This window comes from Phytoactinopolyspora halotolerans (assembly GCF_010550675.1).
In the GTDB taxonomy this organism is placed as follows: domain Bacteria; phylum Actinomycetota; class Actinomycetes; order Jiangellales; family Jiangellaceae; genus Phytoactinopolyspora; species Phytoactinopolyspora halotolerans.
In genome coordinates, this window is the sequence record NZ_JAAGOA010000006.1 from 1 (window position 1) to 14,539 (window position 14,539).

Annotated in this window: 16 protein-coding genes and 1 rRNA gene; 12 read left to right on the plus strand and 5 right to left on the minus strand. The window is 69.0% G+C overall.

Going from position 1 to position 14,539, the window contains the following annotated elements; translation table 11 throughout:
* The first annotated feature begins 3 nt into the window (after positions 1–3).
* Positions 4–121: ribosomal RNA gene (gene rrf / locus G1H10_RS09915) — 5S ribosomal RNA — on the plus strand.
* Positions 122–414: 293 nt separating this feature from the next.
* Here rrf and G1H10_RS09920 read toward each other — a convergent pair.
* Complete coding sequence (locus G1H10_RS09920) at positions 415–1,899, minus strand: DNA recombination protein RmuC (protein WP_216853095.1); 1,485 nt, start codon at positions 1,897–1,899, stop codon at positions 415–417.
* Between the two features lie 51 nt (positions 1,900–1,950).
* On the opposite strand from G1H10_RS09920, the gene ychF reads away from it, so the two are divergent.
* On the plus strand, positions 1,951–3,024 hold the full coding sequence (ychF, locus tag G1H10_RS09925; RefSeq protein ID WP_163736348.1) for a redox-regulated ATPase YchF: 1,074 nt from the start codon (positions 1,951–1,953) through the stop codon (positions 3,022–3,024).
* A 124-nt stretch (positions 3,025–3,148) separates the two neighbouring features.
* Positions 3,149–3,667 carry a P-loop nucleotide/nucleoside kinase family protein gene (locus G1H10_RS09930; protein WP_163736351.1) on the plus strand — a complete coding sequence of 173 codons (519 nt, stop codon included), beginning with the start codon at positions 3,149–3,151 and terminating at the stop codon, positions 3,665–3,667.
* A 183-nt stretch (positions 3,668–3,850) separates the two neighbouring features.
* On the opposite strand, the gene G1H10_RS09935 is transcribed toward G1H10_RS09930, so the two are convergent.
* Complete coding sequence (locus tag G1H10_RS09935; protein WP_216853096.1) at positions 3,851–4,264, minus strand: MerR family transcriptional regulator; 414 nt, start codon at positions 4,262–4,264, stop codon at positions 3,851–3,853.
* A 48-nt stretch (positions 4,265–4,312) separates the two neighbouring features.
* Here G1H10_RS09935 and G1H10_RS09940 point away from each other — a divergent pair, with 48 nt between their 5' ends.
* Together G1H10_RS09940 and G1H10_RS35270 are read left to right on the plus strand one after the other, a co-directional pair.
* Positions 4,313–4,978, plus strand: coding sequence for an aldo/keto reductase (locus G1H10_RS09940; protein WP_216853097.1), 666 nt, complete (start codon positions 4,313–4,315; stop codon positions 4,976–4,978).
* Complete coding sequence (locus tag G1H10_RS35270; protein WP_216853098.1) at positions 4,975–5,169, plus strand: aldo/keto reductase; 195 nt, start codon at positions 4,975–4,977, stop codon at positions 5,167–5,169. Before G1H10_RS09940 ends, G1H10_RS35270 begins: the two co-directional genes overlap by 4 nt.
* Positions 5,170–5,222: 53 nt before the next feature.
* Here G1H10_RS35270 and G1H10_RS09945 read toward each other — a convergent pair whose 3' ends face one another.
* Positions 5,223–5,864 carry a GNAT family N-acetyltransferase gene (locus G1H10_RS09945; protein WP_163736354.1) on the minus strand — a complete coding sequence of 214 codons (642 nt, stop codon included), beginning with the start codon at positions 5,862–5,864 and terminating at the stop codon, positions 5,223–5,225.
* A gap of 214 nt (positions 5,865–6,078) precedes the next feature.
* On the opposite strand from G1H10_RS09945, the gene G1H10_RS09950 reads away from it, so the two are divergent.
* Positions 6,079–6,540 carry a GNAT family N-acetyltransferase gene (locus G1H10_RS09950; RefSeq protein ID WP_312856561.1) on the plus strand — a complete coding sequence of 154 codons (462 nt, stop codon included), beginning with the start codon at positions 6,079–6,081 and terminating at the stop codon, positions 6,538–6,540.
* A gap of 52 nt (positions 6,541–6,592) precedes the next feature.
* Here G1H10_RS09950 and G1H10_RS09955 read toward each other — a convergent pair whose 3' ends face one another.
* Entirely contained in the window at positions 6,593–6,910 is a 318-nt protein-coding gene (locus tag G1H10_RS09955; protein ID WP_163736357.1) for a YciI family protein, read from the minus strand.
* Positions 6,911–7,068: 158 nt separating this feature from the next.
* On the opposite strand from G1H10_RS09955, the gene G1H10_RS09960 reads away from it, so the two are divergent.
* Positions 7,069–7,680, plus strand: coding sequence for a class I SAM-dependent methyltransferase (locus G1H10_RS09960; protein ID WP_163736360.1), 612 nt, complete (start codon positions 7,069–7,071; stop codon positions 7,678–7,680).
* 44 nt (positions 7,681–7,724) lie between these two features.
* Here G1H10_RS09960 and G1H10_RS09965 read toward each other — a convergent pair whose 3' ends face one another.
* Positions 7,725–8,936: an alpha-D-ribose 1-methylphosphonate 5-triphosphate diphosphatase gene (locus G1H10_RS09965; protein ID WP_163736363.1), complete on the minus strand. Its 1,212-nt coding sequence runs from the start codon at positions 8,934–8,936 to the stop codon at positions 7,725–7,727.
* A gap of 189 nt (positions 8,937–9,125) precedes the next feature.
* On the opposite strand from G1H10_RS09965, the gene G1H10_RS09970 reads away from it, so the two are divergent.
* The 5 genes from G1H10_RS09970 (at position 9,126) to G1H10_RS09990 (ending at position 14,509) form a co-directional block, all read left to right on the plus strand.
* Positions 9,126–9,800, plus strand: a complete 675-nt coding sequence (locus tag G1H10_RS09970; protein WP_163737034.1) for a phosphonatase-like hydrolase — start codon at positions 9,126–9,128, stop codon at positions 9,798–9,800.
* A 92-nt stretch (positions 9,801–9,892) separates the two neighbouring features.
* The gene (locus tag G1H10_RS09975; protein ID WP_163736366.1) at positions 9,893–10,861 is read left to right on the plus strand and encodes a phosphate/phosphite/phosphonate ABC transporter substrate-binding protein; all 969 of its coding nucleotides are present in this window, start codon (positions 9,893–9,895) and stop codon (positions 10,859–10,861) included.
* A gap of 17 nt (positions 10,862–10,878) precedes the next feature.
* Positions 10,879–11,712 (plus strand): phosphonate ABC transporter ATP-binding protein, encoded by an 834-nt coding sequence (phnC, locus tag G1H10_RS09980; RefSeq protein ID WP_163736369.1) that lies wholly within the window; start codon positions 10,879–10,881, stop codon positions 11,710–11,712.
* Positions 11,713–11,765: 53 nt separating this feature from the next.
* A complete protein-coding gene (gene phnE / locus G1H10_RS09985; protein ID WP_163737037.1) occupies positions 11,766–13,379 on the plus strand; it encodes a phosphonate ABC transporter, permease protein PhnE in 1,614 nt (537 codons plus the stop codon).
* A 50-nt stretch (positions 13,380–13,429) separates the two neighbouring features.
* Positions 13,430–14,509 (plus strand): alcohol dehydrogenase catalytic domain-containing protein, encoded by a 1,080-nt coding sequence (locus G1H10_RS09990; RefSeq protein ID WP_163737040.1) that lies wholly within the window; start codon positions 13,430–13,432, stop codon positions 14,507–14,509.
* The last annotated feature ends 30 nt before the right edge of the window (positions 14,510–14,539 follow it).

Here is a 14,539-nt window from a genome sequence, read left to right on the forward strand (position 1 = left end):
ACGTCCGGTGGTCATAGCGAAGCGGGAAACGCCCGGTCCCATACCGAACCCGGAAGCTAAGCCCTTCAGCGCCGATGGTACTGCCTTCTAGCGGAGGTGGGAGAGTAGGACACCACCGGACACACACGTCAGGAAGCCCTGGTTGTGTGAAGCTTGTTAACGACGAGCTTCACACAACCAGGGCTTCTTTCGTGTTCGGCACCCTGTCGTCTGCGTTGCCTGGTCAGATGCGGCGCCGGTGGGGCGTCAATGTGAGGGTGAGCAGCGTTCTGGGGCGCGGGTGAGCCCCTCACGAAGTTGCCTGTAACGCATCCCCGGAGATGTGCGGGGGAACCGTCCCTAGGTCGCCCTTAGCGCATCGCCGGAGACTTCCGGGGGGCCTTCCCGAGGTCGCCCGTAACGCATCCTCGGCGATCAGCCGGCGGTACCGTCCTTGGGGTGCGCGTGTTGCTCATTGTGCGAGTCGTCGATGTCCAAGCCGTACCGATGATCGATCCTCTCCAGTGCCATCAGGGACTGGTCAGAAGAGGCGATCAGCTCCGGCGCTTGAAGCTGACGCGCCGTGCGCTCGACTTGACCGGCGTTCTCAAGCTCGTCGTCGACGACCTTGAGCTCAGCCATCTTCCGCGCGGTGACGAGTACGCGGCTCTCCAGGGAGCTCACGGTGCTGTTGTAGGCGCTGACCGCGTTGTCGAGTTGCCGGCCGAGTTTGCCCATGTGACTACCCATGGTCGACAACCTCGCGTGAAGCTCGCGGCCCAGATCGAGCACATGTTGCGCATTCTGCGCCAGCGACTCCTGTCGCCACGTGTAAGCTACGGTGCGGAGAAGGGCGACCAGCGTCGCCGGGGTGGCGAGCACGACGTTCCGTTCGAAGGCGTACTCGTACAGGGTCGGTGTTTGCTCGACCGCAGCGTGCAGAAAGACCTCGGACGGGACGAACATCACCACGAACTCTGGCGCGGGAGTGAACTGCTCCCAGTATTGCTTGGCCGCCAGGGCATCGATATGGCTCTTCACGTGTCGGGCGTGAGCCGCCAGCCGGGCGTTGCGCGTGGCGTCGTCCCGGGCCTCTTGAGCCTCGAGGAAACCGTTGAAGGAGACCTTCGCGTCGACGACGACGTGCTTGCCGCCGGCAAGACTGACCACCAGGTCGGGCCTGAGGCGACCGTCGGCGGTCTCCGCCATGGCCTGCTCGGTGAAGTCGACGTGCTCCAGCATTCCGGCCACCTCTACCACCCGGCGAAGCTGGATCTCACCCCACCGGCCCCGGACCTGTGGCGCACGTAGCGCCGTGACCAGCTGCTGAGTCTCCTGCCGGAGCTTCTCGGCATCCTGGCCCATGCTCTCCACCTGGGTCCGCAACGCCGCGTACGCCTCAGCACGTTCCTTCTCCAGCCGTTGCGCGTGTGCCGTCACCTTCTCCAGTTGCTCGTTCAGAGGCTTGACCAGTGCTTCGACGGCGGTGCGCCGTTGATCCAGCTCGCTCTTCGCACGGTCTTCGGATCCCTTGAAGCGCTCCGCGGCAAGCTGGAGGAACTCATCACGGTTCTGTCGTAGGGCGGCCGCAGACAGCCGCTCGAACTGCTGGCCCAGCTGTTGCTGCTCCTGGCGGAGCAGGTTGAGCTTCTCCTCCGCGTCGGAACGTGCGTGAGCCAGCTGCGTCTCCAGTCGGGCCATCTCGGCGCCGGCGTCGCGAAGTTCAAACGTGCACTGCTCGTGTCGTTGAGCAAGCTCGTCGCGCTCACCTCGTACGGCGTCCCGCTCCGCACGGGCGGAGTCGCGCGCAGCGGTCAACGTCGCCATGCGTGCCGCCGCCCGCACACGAGAGACGAGCAGGCCTAGGACACCGCCCACGGCGAAGGCGAACAAGGTTACGAGGATGCCGGCTCCGTCCATGCTTTGTACTCTGCCGCATGCCCCCGACAAAGTTGCGTACCCTAGACCCTCGTGAGCCTCACTATCGGAATCGTCGGGCTGCCGAACGTCGGCAAGTCCACACTCTTCAACGCGCTGACCAAGAACGATATCTTGGCGGCGAACTACCCGTTCGCCACCATCGAGCCGAATGTGGGCGTGGTCGGGGTCCCAGACCCCCGCATCGCCACGCTGGCGCAGATCTTCGGCTCCGCTCGTCAGATACCGGCCACGGTCGACTTCGTCGACATCGCGGGCATCGTCAAGGGAGCGTCGGAGGGGCAGGGCCTGGGTAACCAGTTTCTGGCGAACATCCGCGAGGCGGACGCCATCTGTCAGGTGATCCGGGTCTTCAACGATCCCGACGTCGTCCACGTCGAGGGACGGATCGATCCGAAGGATGACATCGAGACGATCAATACCGAACTCATTCTGGCGGACCTGCAGACGATCGAGAAGGCGCTGCCGCGGCTGGAGCGCGAGGTCAAGGGCTCCAAAGACAAGCAGGTCAACGTCGACGCGGCCCGCGAAGCGCAGGCGGTGCTGGAACGCGGGCAGACCGTCTTCACCGCCGGCCTCGATCAGGAGCCGTTGCGCGAGCTCCACCTGCTGACCGCCAAGCCGTTCCTATACGTGTTCAACATGGACGACGAGGAACTGGGAAACACCGAGCTCCGTGCCCGGTTGCAGGACCTGGTCGCTCCTGCCGAGGCGATCTTCCTCGACGCCAAGATCGAGTCCGAGCTGGTCGAGCTGGACGACGCGGAGGCGCTCGAGCTGCTGCAGTCGATCGGCCAGGAGGAGTCCGGCCTGGACATGCTCGCCCGCGTCGGCTTCGACACGCTTGGCCTGCAGACCTATCTCACCGCCGGACCGAAGGAAGCGCGGGCCTGGACCATCCGCAAGGGCGCCACCGCGCCGGAGGCCGCCGGCGTGATTCACACCGACTTCCAGCGGGGCTTCATCAAGGCCGAGATCGTCTCGTTCGATGACCTCGTCAGCGTGGGCGGCATGGTCGAGGCCAAGGCCAAAGGCCTGGTGCGCATGGAAGGCAAGGACTACGTGATGCGGGATGGCGACGTCGTGGAGTTCCGATTCAACGTCTAGCGTTGGTCGGCGATCGTCGTGGGCAGCGCAGCATCCGCGTGAACGCGCAGCGGCGTATCTATGTCGTCTGTGAGATGGAGGTGCGGACGATGGCGAACTCGTCGATCACGCCGCTGGAGGCCACGTGACCGGTCACCTGACTGTGGTCTCGGGCCTGCCCGGCGTTGGGAAGACCAGCGTGGCCGCGATCCTGGCCGCTCGCACAGGAGCGACTCATCTGTCCATCGACGCGGTCGAGGAGTCGATTCTCGGCAGCGGCCTGCCACCCGGTTGGGAGGTCGGGGTCGCTGCGTATGAGGCGACGCGCGCCATGGCCGAGATGAACCTGCGGCTCGGCCGCGATGTCGTGGTCGATGCTGTCAACGACAGTGAGGATGCGAGACAGACCTGGCGCACTGCGACCTCAGCGACCGGTGCGGTCCTCGCTTTCGTCTACCTCATGATCTCTGATGCTCGAGAGCATGAGCGCAGACTTGTGGGCAGGGATCGAGGTCTTGTTCATGTTGGCGAGCCGACGTGGACAGACGTGCAGCGACGTCGCGTGGAGTACGCGGTCTGGTCGGACGACGTACTCGCGTTCGACACATCAACTCGCTCCGCGGGTGAGATCGCGGAGATGATCACGGCGCGGATCGGACGATGACGTCGCCGCATCTCGCAGGTGGCCTCACTGCTGTACCTTCGCGCGGACCCAGTCATGAGATCCCGCTGCCGTAGGAAGACCGCTGTCGGACCGGCCGACAACCAAAGCCGGCAGGCCTCGACCACGCTGCGTCCTCGGAGGGTTCGGGTGTGGTGCTCTCCGCTGTCGTCGTCCCTGCCGCGATCAGCGCTTGGACGCGAGGAGTAGAGCGGGGTCGCGGCGCGTCCCCCCCGACGAGCGCGTGCCCTCCTCGCGCTCGATGATGGCTTCGAGACGCCCTCGGTGCTCCGCGAGCTGCGCGAGCTTGGCGTCGATGCGGGCCAGCTCCTCCTGCAGCATCGGGTCGAGGCAGGGCTCGACGTCGCCGGTCCCTCCGCAGACGCAGGCCAGGATCTGCGCGATCACGGTCGTGGAGAGACCGGCGTCGAGCAGTCGTCGGATTCGCGCCACGCGCTCGACATCGTCGGCCGCGTACAGGCGCTGGCCGGCGGCGGAGCGCTCCGGGGCCAGCAGGCCCTGCTCTTCGTAGTACCGCAGCAGCCGCGGGCTGACACCCGTCGCGGCCGCCATGTCGCCCACCCGCAATGTGTCGTCCATCACTCCGCCTTGCCCCTCTCATGCATGTGAGCATCCAGCATCGGTTCCATGATTGATACGAACTTCCTCATCGGCGGTGATCTTCCCGTTCACCGTATCGGCTTCGGCACCATGCGCTTCGCCGACCACCCGGATGCCCGTCGCGGGGCGACCGCTCCCGTCTGGGCACCGCCCACGGATCGCGACGCGCTGATCCGGGTCATGCACGCCGCCCTCGACCTGGGCGTGAACCTCTTCGACACCGCCGACGCCTACGGCCTGGGCTCAGGCGAGGAGTTCGTGGCCGAGGCGCTGGCCGGCGCGTCCGACGTCGTCGTCGCCACCAAGGTCGGCATCCTCCGGCCTGGCCCCGAGAGTTGGGTGCCGCTAGGCCACCCCGACTACCTGCGCCAGCAGATCGAGCTGAGCCTGCGCCGACTCGGTCGAGAGGCCATCGACCTGCTGTACCTGCACCGCATCGACGAGGGCTACCCGATCGCGGACCAGGTCGGTGCTCTCTCGGCCGCGGTCGAGCAGGGCAAGGTCCGGCAGATCGGGCTGTCCGAGGTGAGCACGGACCAGCTGGACTCGGCTCTGGAGGTCGCGCCGATCGCCGCGGTCCAGAACCTTTACAACATCGCCGCCCGCGACCACGAGCCCGTCCTCGACCGCACCGCCGACCTCGGGATCGCGTTTGTGCCGTTCTTCCCCTCTCCTTCGACGACTCCAAGATGACGCAGCTGCGGCAGGTCGCCGCCAGACACGGCGCGACCGCGCGGCAGGTGGCGCTGTCCTGGCTCCTGCACCGGTCCCCGAACATCGTGCCGATCCCCGGAACGACGTCCGTGGAGCATCTCGCGGCGAATGTTGCCGCCCAGGACCTTGCCCTGTCCGACGAGGATCTGGCAGTGCTCGCCTCCGCGTAGGCGGCGCGGGCAGGCGTCCGCACGTCCCATCGCCCGGATATGGGAATCGCCGGTCACCGCGCGAACATGTGGAGGCACGCGTCGACGCCCGTGACCACGATGCCGGCGGACGACACGTCGGCCCAGCGTGACCGGCGCAGGCGTAGGCGATCGGACGTCAGCACCTCGGTTCCTCTGGCATCACGCGAGATCCCGTCGAACTCGTAACCCAGCTTCCGGGATACGGCCTGCGAGGCGTGGTTGTCCTGAAAGACCTCGCTTCGCGCCGCCTCCGCGCCGTGATCGAACGCCAGGGTGAGAACGCCAGTGCGAGCCTCGGTGCCGAGTCCGTGTCCGTGGTGCGGGAGCCCCAGCCACGACGTTGTGGTCACCTCCCGCACCACTGGGAAGTCCTTCGCGCGCAGCGTCACCATGCCGACAGGCTCACCCGTGGGCATGAACATCCCCAACCCGAGGCTCCAGTCATCGACCGTCCACTCGGCCAGTTCGCTCCAGTAACTCTGCAACACGATCTGTGCTCGCTCGGCCGCGGAACCATCGGTCCACGGCGTGAGGAATGGGCGCTCCGACGGACGGTGGATGCCACGACCGGCCAGCTCTGCCAGCTGCGCGATCTCCTCTTCGCGTGGCAGTCGCAACTGCAGACGTGCAGTGGTGATGGCGAGTCGGAATGTCGGCCAGAGATCGTCGATCATGCTCGGAATGGTGCTATGAGACGGGTGGATGCGCCAGTGCTTTTCGACTGCGATCCGGACGTCGGGCTGCTTGGCCACGGATTCGTTGGAGGAGCGGGCACGTGACGTGCTTGGCGTCTGGGGCCGGTCCGCGCGGTCGCGGGCTCCGCCCATGCGGACCTACACGCGCTGATATGGTCGAGTCCCGGCACCGAACCGCTAGCAGGTGGGATCAGTGACAACCACGCCCGGTCATCGGCACATCTCTGGTATTTCCGATCTCAGGATCCGCGTGGCGCACCGTGGCGATATCCCCGAGATCCTGGATTTCTGGGCAGAGGCCGGCGAGAACCGAGATCGGCCACCTGATGGTGCCGCCCTCGTTGAGGCGTTGCTGTCCCGTGATCCGGAGGCACTCATCGTCGCGGATTCGGGCGGGCGCATTGTGGGGACCGTGATCGCGGGATGGGACGGCTGGCGAGCGCATCTGTACCGGTTGGCGGTCGCTCCTGGCCTCCGTGGACGAGGCATCGCGCGGCTACTGATGGAGCACGCGGAGGAACGGCTTCGCGCACTCGGAGCGATCCGGTTCGATGCGATGGTGCTGACCAGCAATGCCACCGGGACGGCTGTCTGGGAGGCGATGGGATATCGACTGCAGGACGATTGGGCTCGCTGGGTGAAGCCGGTCCCGTAACGTCAACGCCGGCCGTTCAGTGTACTGCCGACACCGGGCCAGCGCGCTTACCTCATGCCAGGCCATCCCGCACGCTCGCTTCGGTTGCGGCGTTGTACGCGCTGACCTCGATGTTCGTCCACACGCCAGTGCGCCAGTAGACGTCCTGTTCCATCATCGCGGTGGCGGCGTCCGCGTCGGCGGCCCGGACGACGAGGACGGAGGCGCTCATGTCGGCGAGCGCACCGGCGACGATGAGCCGGCCGTCCGACAGCATCCGCGCCACGTTGTCCAGGTGTTCGGCCCGGTACGGCTCGCGCTTGGTCGCCGCGTCCTCGACGTACGTCGCGCGGACGAAGAAGGTGGGTTCGAACTCGACGGTGTGCGCCATCTCAGGTGCCTCCCTCAGCGCCGCGACCGGGCACTGTGCTGTCGTTCGGTATGCGGGTGTGCCGTGGGACGCCGGGCATGCCGATCGGGTGCCGGTGCCCGGCGCGTACCGCCATCCTGCCACCGGTGCCCGGACCGCTCGGGCATAGGGTGAGGCTCATGGCGAAGCCGACGCGCTGGGTGACCGATACCAAGGACGGGCATTCCGAGTGGTACGTCGACCGGTTCCGGCGGATGGCCGCTGAGGGCGAGGACTTGGCCGGTGAGGCCCGGCTGGTCGATGCGATGGTGCCCCGCCGGGCGCGGGTGCTGGACGGCGGCTGCGGCACCGGCCGCGTCGGTGCCGAGCTGCACGCGCGCGGCCACGCCGTCGTCGGGGTCGACGCCGATCCGGTGCTGATCGAGGCGGCGAAGGCGGACCACCCGGGTCCCGACTGGCAGGTAGTCGACCTGGCGGAGATCGACCTCGCGACGGTCGGGCAGGATGAACCGTTCGACGCGGCGGTGCTCGCCGGAAACGTGATGGTGTTCGTCGCGCCCGGAACGGAGACCGAGGTCCTGCAACGGGTGGGCCGATGCGTGCGGCCGGACGGCTTCGTCATCGTCGGCTTCCACGTCAACCGGGAGCTCGCCCTCGCCGACTTCGACACGTACGTGACCGACGCCGGCCTGCGGGTCGAGCATCGGTTCGCCACCTGGGATCTGAAGGCGTGGCACGACGACGCCGACTTCGCGGTGAGTGTGCTGCGCCACCAGCCCGCCCCGGCGTAACGCCTCACCTGGTCGAACGCCTTCGGCGTCGCCCGGGTCGGACGCTACGGTATAGCGGCGGGTAGGGCGCAACGCACCACGGGCCAGCGGCCGGAGACGTCGGCGAGGACGACGTCCGCACGTAACCCCGGCGCCAGCCGACCGCGGTCGTTCAATCCCGCCGCGTCCGCGGGCCCAGCCGTAAGCAGGGCCACTGCGGCGGGCAATGTCGCGAGGCCGTTCCGGACCAGTTCGGTTCCGGCCGCCAGCAGCGCCGACGGCAGGTAATCCGACGTCAACGCCGTCACCCATCCCGCCTCCACCAGACGTGCGGCGGAGACGTTCCCCGAGTGCGATCGGCCCAGCACCACGTTCGGTGCCCCGGCCACCACGTGCAGGCCGAGCTCCCGGGCCCGTTCGGCCGCTTCCGGCGTCGTCGGGAACTCCGCCACCGAGCCATGTCTGCGAACGAGTGCGTCGACCTCGTCTTCCGTCGCCGGGTCATGACCGGCCAGGCGTATCCGGCCCCGGCCGGCGAGGCCGCCCAGCCAGTCCAGCGCGGCGTCGCGGGTGTGCAGCTGCGTGTCCCGTTCGACGCGCAGCCGTTCGACGTGCGACGCGGCCTGCTCGGCGCTCATCTCCTCCGCCTCGACGAGCCAGCGCCGCATGGTCCCCGGATCCGCGTACTGGCCTTGGCCGGGCGTGTGATCCTCATGTGAGATCAGCGGCGGCGGCCAGGCTTCCCGCGCCGGGTCGAGCCGTCCGGCGAGCTCGGCCACGCCGGACGGGCAACGTATGTCGAGTCGATGCAGGATGCGGTGGTCCATCCGGGGTGGCGCGCCGTGGCCCGCTCCGCCCGTGGTCGCCGCCTGGATCGTCTCGTAGACAGCGCCCGCCGTCGGCGACTCGATCGGGATCCCCACCGCCGAGCGTGCCTGGAACGCCACCCCGTGGTACGCCGTGGTGATCCCGGCGCCGAGCAACTCCGCCTCCACCGCCTGGAACGCCAGGTCCGCCGGGACCGACGCGCCGGGCCGCGGACGGCACGCCCGCACCAACCGGTCGTTGTGCACGTCCACCAGGCCCGGCAGGCAGAGCAGGCCGGCGCCGTCAACGTCGGCTCCGCGGCCGGCCGGGTGCGGCCCGACCTCCTCGATCACGCCGTCGCGGACGACGAGGCGTGCGTCGTCGACGATGCGCCCGCCGACGACCGCGCGGACGTGGCCGAGCACGAACCGGCCGGGCGCGTGGGCGGCGTGCCGGCTCTCGAGTCCCATCGCTCGCATCCGTCCAGCTTCGCAGTCGTCCGAACAACAGGTAGCGGGTTGAACCGGTTGTTCACCGAACCGGCACGCGATACGCACGACCAGTTCGGTCTGTTGTCGAACCATGGTCACCGTCAGCTGATCGACCAGGCCTCGGGGGCATCCGGGGCCGGGCGACGCGAGCGAGGCATCGGAGGAACCGTGCAGATCGAGCTTGTCTGTCTGGACATGGCCGGCACGACGGTCCGCGACGACGGCGCGGTACTGGCCGCGTTCGACGAGGCGCTGGCGGCCATGGGTCTGGAGCCGGACTCGTCGGAACTGGCCGCGGCGCGCGACTACGCCCGTCGCACCATGGGACAGTCGAAGATCGAGGTCTTCCGTGCGATCGCCGGCGGCGACGAGCGGCGCGCCGGCGCGGCCAACAAGGCGTTCGAGCGTGCCTACGTCGCCGGTTTGGACCGCGTCGTCGCAGTCCCCGGCGCCGAGACGGCGATCGCGCGGTTGCGTTCCGCGGGTGTGAAGACGGTCTTCACCACCGGGTTCTCCCCGTCCACCAGGGATGCCCTGATCGACGCCCTGGGCTGGGCGGGATTGTGCGACCTGGCGCTGTCGCCGGACGACGCCGGGCGCGGGCGCCCGTTCCCGGACATGCTGCTCAGCGCCCTGATCCGGCTGGAGATCGACGACGTGCGGGCGATCGCCGCCGTCGGTGACACGACCAGCGACCTGCTGGCCGGCACCCGGGCCGGTGCATCCATCGTCGCCGGGGTGCTCACCGGCGCGCACGATGCCGATGAACTCGGCGCGGCCCCGCACACCCACCTGGTGCCGTCCGTCGCCGACCTCCCGCAGGTCGTGGGCCGGTCCGGCTGAACAGCAGACCTTACGGCGGTCGCCGTGCCCCATGACGACAGCCACACCGGCCCATCACGAGTCAACCGACGGACACAGACTTGGAGATTCCCGTGACCACGAAGAGGAACCGTTCGACCGCCTTGGTCGCGCTGGCGTCGGGGGCGGTGCTGCTCGGCGCGTGCGGTGGAGACGCCGGCGACGACGCCGGCACCACCAGCCAGGGCTACCCCGAGCGCATCGTGCTCGGCGCGGTACCGGCGGAGAACTCCGCGGACCTCGCCGCCAGTTACGAGCCGCTGATCGCGCTGCTGGAGGAGGAGACCGGCGCCACGGTGGAGTTCAGCCAGGCCAGCGACTACGCGGGCGTGATCGAAGGGATGATCGCCGGCAACGTCGACATCGCCTTCTTCGGGTCCTTCGCGTACGTGATCGCCACCCACAACGACGCCGACATCCAACCGTTGGGTGCGGTGACCAAGGCGGAAGGGGAACCCGCCGGATACCGGTCATACGGGCTGGCCCGCTCGGACAACGACGAGATCGCTGAGCTGGCTGATTTCGCCGGCCGCGACGTCTGCTTCGTCGATCCCGGCTCGACCTCGGGCTTTCTGTATCCGGCCGCGGGCCTGATCGAAGCGGGCGTGATCGACTCGGCGACGGAAGACGCGGTCAGCGCCGGCCTCACCCCGATCTATGCCGGTGGGCATGATGCATCGGCGCTGGCGATCAAGAACGGGGACTGCGAGGCCGGCTTCGCCTTCGACACGATGGTGGAGAAGACCATGATCGAAAGCGGCGATCTGGCCGAAGGGGACCTGAAGAAGGTCTGGGAGTCCGAGCTCATCTCCGGCTCCGTCTTCGCCGCCCGCACCGACCTCGGCGACGACGTCGTCGAGCGGCTGACCGAGCTATTCACGGAGAAGGCCAACGCCGACCACATGCTCGCCGCGGGCCTCTGCGAAGGCGAATGCCTGATCACCGACGAGGACGCCTGGGGTGTGGTGCCGGCACAGGACTCGGACTACGACGGCGTCCGTCAGGTCTGCGAGCTCACCCGATCCGACAAGTGCGAAGGCTAGGACGGAGGCGAGCGCACATGGCAGGAACGGCGACGGTGCCCGCCGGCGACCCGCGGCCGGTGATCGGCGTGCGTGGCTTGACCAAGCGGTTCGCCGGTACGCCGGCGGTGGACGACGTCGATCTCGAGGTCCGCGGCGGCGAGCTGGTGGTTCTGCTCGGCCTGTCCGGTTCGGGCAAGTCGACCCTGCTGCGCTGTCTGAACGGCCTGCACCGGCCGTCCTCCGGTGAGGTGGACGTGCTCGGTTGCCGGGTGGACCTGGCGCGGGAGGGGCGGCTGCGGCGGCTGCGCACCCGGATCGGGTTCGTCTTCCAGCAGTTCAACCTGGTCGGGCGGCTCAGTTGCATGGAGAACGTCCTGATCGGAGCGCTCGGCCGGGTGCGCGGTCCGCGTTACGGTGTGCTGAGCTACCCGAAGTCGATGCGCCGGGAGGCGTTGGAGCACCTGGACCGCGTCGGCCTGGCTGACCGTGCCTTTCAGCGGGCCGACACCCTCTCCGGCGGACAGCAGCAGCGCGTCGCCATCGCCCGCACGCTGATGCATCGCCCGGCCCTGCTGCTCGCCGACGAACCGGTCGCCTCGCTGGATCCGGAGAACGCGGCCGTCGTCATGGAATTGCTCTTCCAGGTGTGTCTGGAAGAGCGACTCACCGTGGTCTGCTCGCTGCACCAGGTGGACCTCGCTCTGGGCTGGGCACACCGCCTGGTCGGGCTGCGGGAGGGGAGGAAAGTGCTGGACCAGCCGGCGGCGGGCATGAGCCGGCACGACGTGATGCGGGTCTACGAACGGGTTGCGCAGCCACAGCCGGAGCAGCCGACGCCGCCCCGGGCGCAGTCTGAGGCCGTGGCGTGACACGTACCCGCACCGGAAACGCCGGCGGCGACAGCCGCGTCGGCAGTGGTCCTATGGACGACCCCGTGCTGCGTCCCCCGCTCACCCGGCCGGTGGTCACCCTCTGGGGCGTCGGGCTGGCGGCCGTGGCGCTGACCGTGATCGCCGTGATCTCGATCGACTTCGGTCTGGGTGCGCTGGTTGACGGGTTCGACGACGTGGTCAGCCTGGCCGAGCGGATGCTGCCGCCGAGGATGCCGGACCCGCCGCGGATCGCCTCGCTGGCCGTGGAGACGCTGCTGATCGCCCTGCTCGGGACGGTCATCGCGACTGTGCTGTCCGCTCCGCTGGCGTTCCTCGCGGCCCGCAACACCACGCCGCACCGGGCGGTCCACGCGGCCGCGCGCGGCCTCATCACGTTCTGCCGGGCCGTGCCCGACCTCGTCTTCGCCGTGCTGTTCGTGCGCGCCATGGGTATCGGTGTGCTGCCCGGTGTGCTGGCGCTCGCCCTGCATTCCGTCGGCATGCTCGGCAAGCTGTTCGCCGACGCGATCGAACAGAGCGACCCCGGGCCGCGGGAGGCGGTGCGTGCCACCGGCGCCGGGCCGGTGCGCGAGCTGGTCAACGGGGTGCTGCCGCAGGTGGTGCCGGCCTGGATCGGCACCTTCGTGTACCGGATCGACATCAATCTGCGGACCTCCGTGGTACTGGGCTTCGTCGGCGCCGGTGGCATCGGCTTCGCTCTGCAGGATGCGTTGCGTGGCCTGGTCTATCCGCGTGCGCTGGGAATCGTGCTGGTGATCGTGGTGATCATCGCGGCGCTGGAGCTGGCGTCGATCGCGATCCGGCGACTGCTGCTGAACCCGGAGTCGTCCGGGCCGAAGCGGCCCTCGGCAGGACCCGGGCCACGGCTGAGCCCGCCGTGGACGGTGCAGCGGCTGTCCACCACCATCGCCGCCGCGGCGGTGGCGCTGGCGACCGGATACGCGCTGGTGTCGCTGCGGATCAACCCGCTCGACGTCCTCTGGTCTTTCGGCGACGTGGTCGAGGTGGCTGGACGGTTGCTGCCGCCGGACTTCGGCATGGTGGGCGACCGGCTCGGCGCGGCCATCGTCGAGACGCTCGCCATCGGCATGGTCGCGACGGCGATCGGTGTGCTGCTGTCGGTCCCGATCGGACTGCTGGCGGCGCGTAACGTGGCCCCGCATCCGGCCGTGTACTGGGCGGCGCGTTCGGTGGTCCTGGTGGTGCGCGCCATTCCCGAACTGATCCTCGCCGTGGTGTTCGTAGCCGCGATCGGCCTCGGACCGATCGCCGGTGCCTGCGCGCTGGGTCTCGGTTCGATCGGACTCCTCGGCAAACTTGTCGCCGACGCTGCTGAGGAGGTCGATCCCGGTCCGCGTGCGGCGGTCCGGTCCGTGGGAGGCGGCTGGTGGCAGGAGCTGTTCTCCGCCGTACTGCCGCAGACCGTGCCGAGCGTGGTGGGCTCCAGCCTCTACCTGCTCGACGTCAATATCCGGACCTCGACAGTGCTGGGCATCGTCGGCGCCGGCGGTGTGGGATTCCTGCTCTTCGAAGCGGTACGGACGCTGAACTTCGAGTTCGCCGGCGCGATCATCGCGATCATCTTCGTCATCGTCTATCTGATCGAAAGGCTCTCCGGGTGGATCCGCGCACAGGTGATGTAGAGGCCGCGCCGGCCACGACCCAGCGTCTCCGATCGACCGGTACGGCCAGCGTGCAGCTGTGGACAGGTGGCACCACCGTCGAGCGCACCGCGGTCGCCCTGCCGGCGCTGACCACCGGCGAGGCGCTGGTGAAGGTGCGGCTCGCCACCGTGTGCGGGAGCGATCTGCACACGGTCGCCGGGCGGCGCCGGTCACCCTGCCCGGGTGTGCTCGGGCACGAGGCCGTCGGCGAGATCGTGGCGACCGGGCCTGGCGGTGTGCATGACGTCTCCGGGCGTCGGCTGCGAGTAGGTGACCGGGTGGTGTGGAGCGTCATCGTCAGCTGCGGCTCCTGCGACCGGTGCCGTTCCGGCCGCAGCGCCAAGTGCCGAGCGGTCCGCAAGATCGGCCACGAGCCGTTCGGCGACGGCGGCTGGAAGCTGTCCGGCTGCTACGCCACGCACGTTCACCTGCCCAGCGGTGCACATCTGGTGCGGGTGCCGGATGTCCTCGCGGATGCGGTCGCCGCGCCCGCAGCATGCGCCACGGCGACCGTCGTGGCCACCGTGGACCGTTCGGGCGGGCTCACCGGGCGGCGGGTGCTGATCAGCGGTGCGGGCATGCTCGGCATCACGGCGACGGCGATGGCCGCGGCGGAGGGTGCGGCCGAGATCACCGTCGTCGATGTGGACCCCGGGCGGCTGGAACTGGCCGGCGCCTTCGGCGCGAGCAGGGTGATAGGGGCCGGCGCCGCCGAGCGCGACCGGCGTGGCGTGCCTGACGTCGCGGCGGATGGGGAGGTGGACGTCGCACTGGACTTCTCCGGTGCGCCCGAGGCGATCGAGCGGGCGTTCGGTGCGCTCGACGTCGAGGGTGTGCTGGTACTGGCGGGTTCGGTCGCCCCTGGGCCTGCGGTCGGGCTGGATCCGGAACGGACGGTCCGTCGGTGGCTGACGGTGCGCGGCGTACACAACTACGAACCGCACCACCTGGTCAGCGCCGTCGAGATGCTGCACCGGACGGCTGAGATCTACCCGTGGTCGGACCTGATCGGTGCCGTTCGGCCGCTCTCCGAGCTGCCCGATCTGTTCTCCCGGCGGACGAACGGCACCGCCCGGCCGCCCCGGTTCGCCCTGCACCCGGATGAGTGAAGGCGCGGAACCGTCTGTGCTGCCACGTGA

Excerpts from the sequence above, each read along its gene's own strand:
- G1H10_RS09965 (WP_163736363.1), bottom strand. The coding sequence starts at position 8,936 with ATGGGACTCGAGAGCCGGCACGCCGCCCACGCGCCCGGCCGGTTCGTG.
- G1H10_RS09935 (WP_216853096.1), bottom strand. The coding sequence starts at position 4,264 with ATGGACGACACATTGCGGGTGGGCGACATGGCGGCCGCGACGGGTGTC.
- G1H10_RS09960 (WP_163736360.1), top strand. The coding sequence starts at position 7,069 with ATGGCGAAGCCGACGCGCTGGGTGACCGATACCAAGGACGGGCATTCC.
- phnE (WP_163737037.1), top strand. The coding sequence starts at position 11,766 with ATGGACGACCCCGTGCTGCGTCCCCCGCTCACCCGGCCGGTGGTCACC.
- G1H10_RS09955 (WP_163736357.1), bottom strand. The coding sequence starts at position 6,910 with ATGGCGCACACCGTCGAGTTCGAACCCACCTTCTTCGTCCGCGCGACG.
- G1H10_RS09920 (WP_216853095.1), bottom strand. The coding sequence starts at position 1,899 with ATGGACGGAGCCGGCATCCTCGTAACCTTGTTCGCCTTCGCCGTGGGC.
- G1H10_RS09945 (WP_163736354.1), bottom strand. The coding sequence starts at position 5,864 with ATGATCGACGATCTCTGGCCGACATTCCGACTCGCCATCACCACTGCA.
- phnC (WP_163736369.1), top strand. The coding sequence starts at position 10,879 with ATGGCAGGAACGGCGACGGTGCCCGCCGGCGACCCGCGGCCGGTGATC.
- G1H10_RS35270 (WP_216853098.1), top strand. The coding sequence starts at position 4,975 with ATGACGCAGCTGCGGCAGGTCGCCGCCAGACACGGCGCGACCGCGCGG.
- G1H10_RS09940 (WP_216853097.1), top strand. The coding sequence starts at position 4,313 with ATGATTGATACGAACTTCCTCATCGGCGGTGATCTTCCCGTTCACCGT.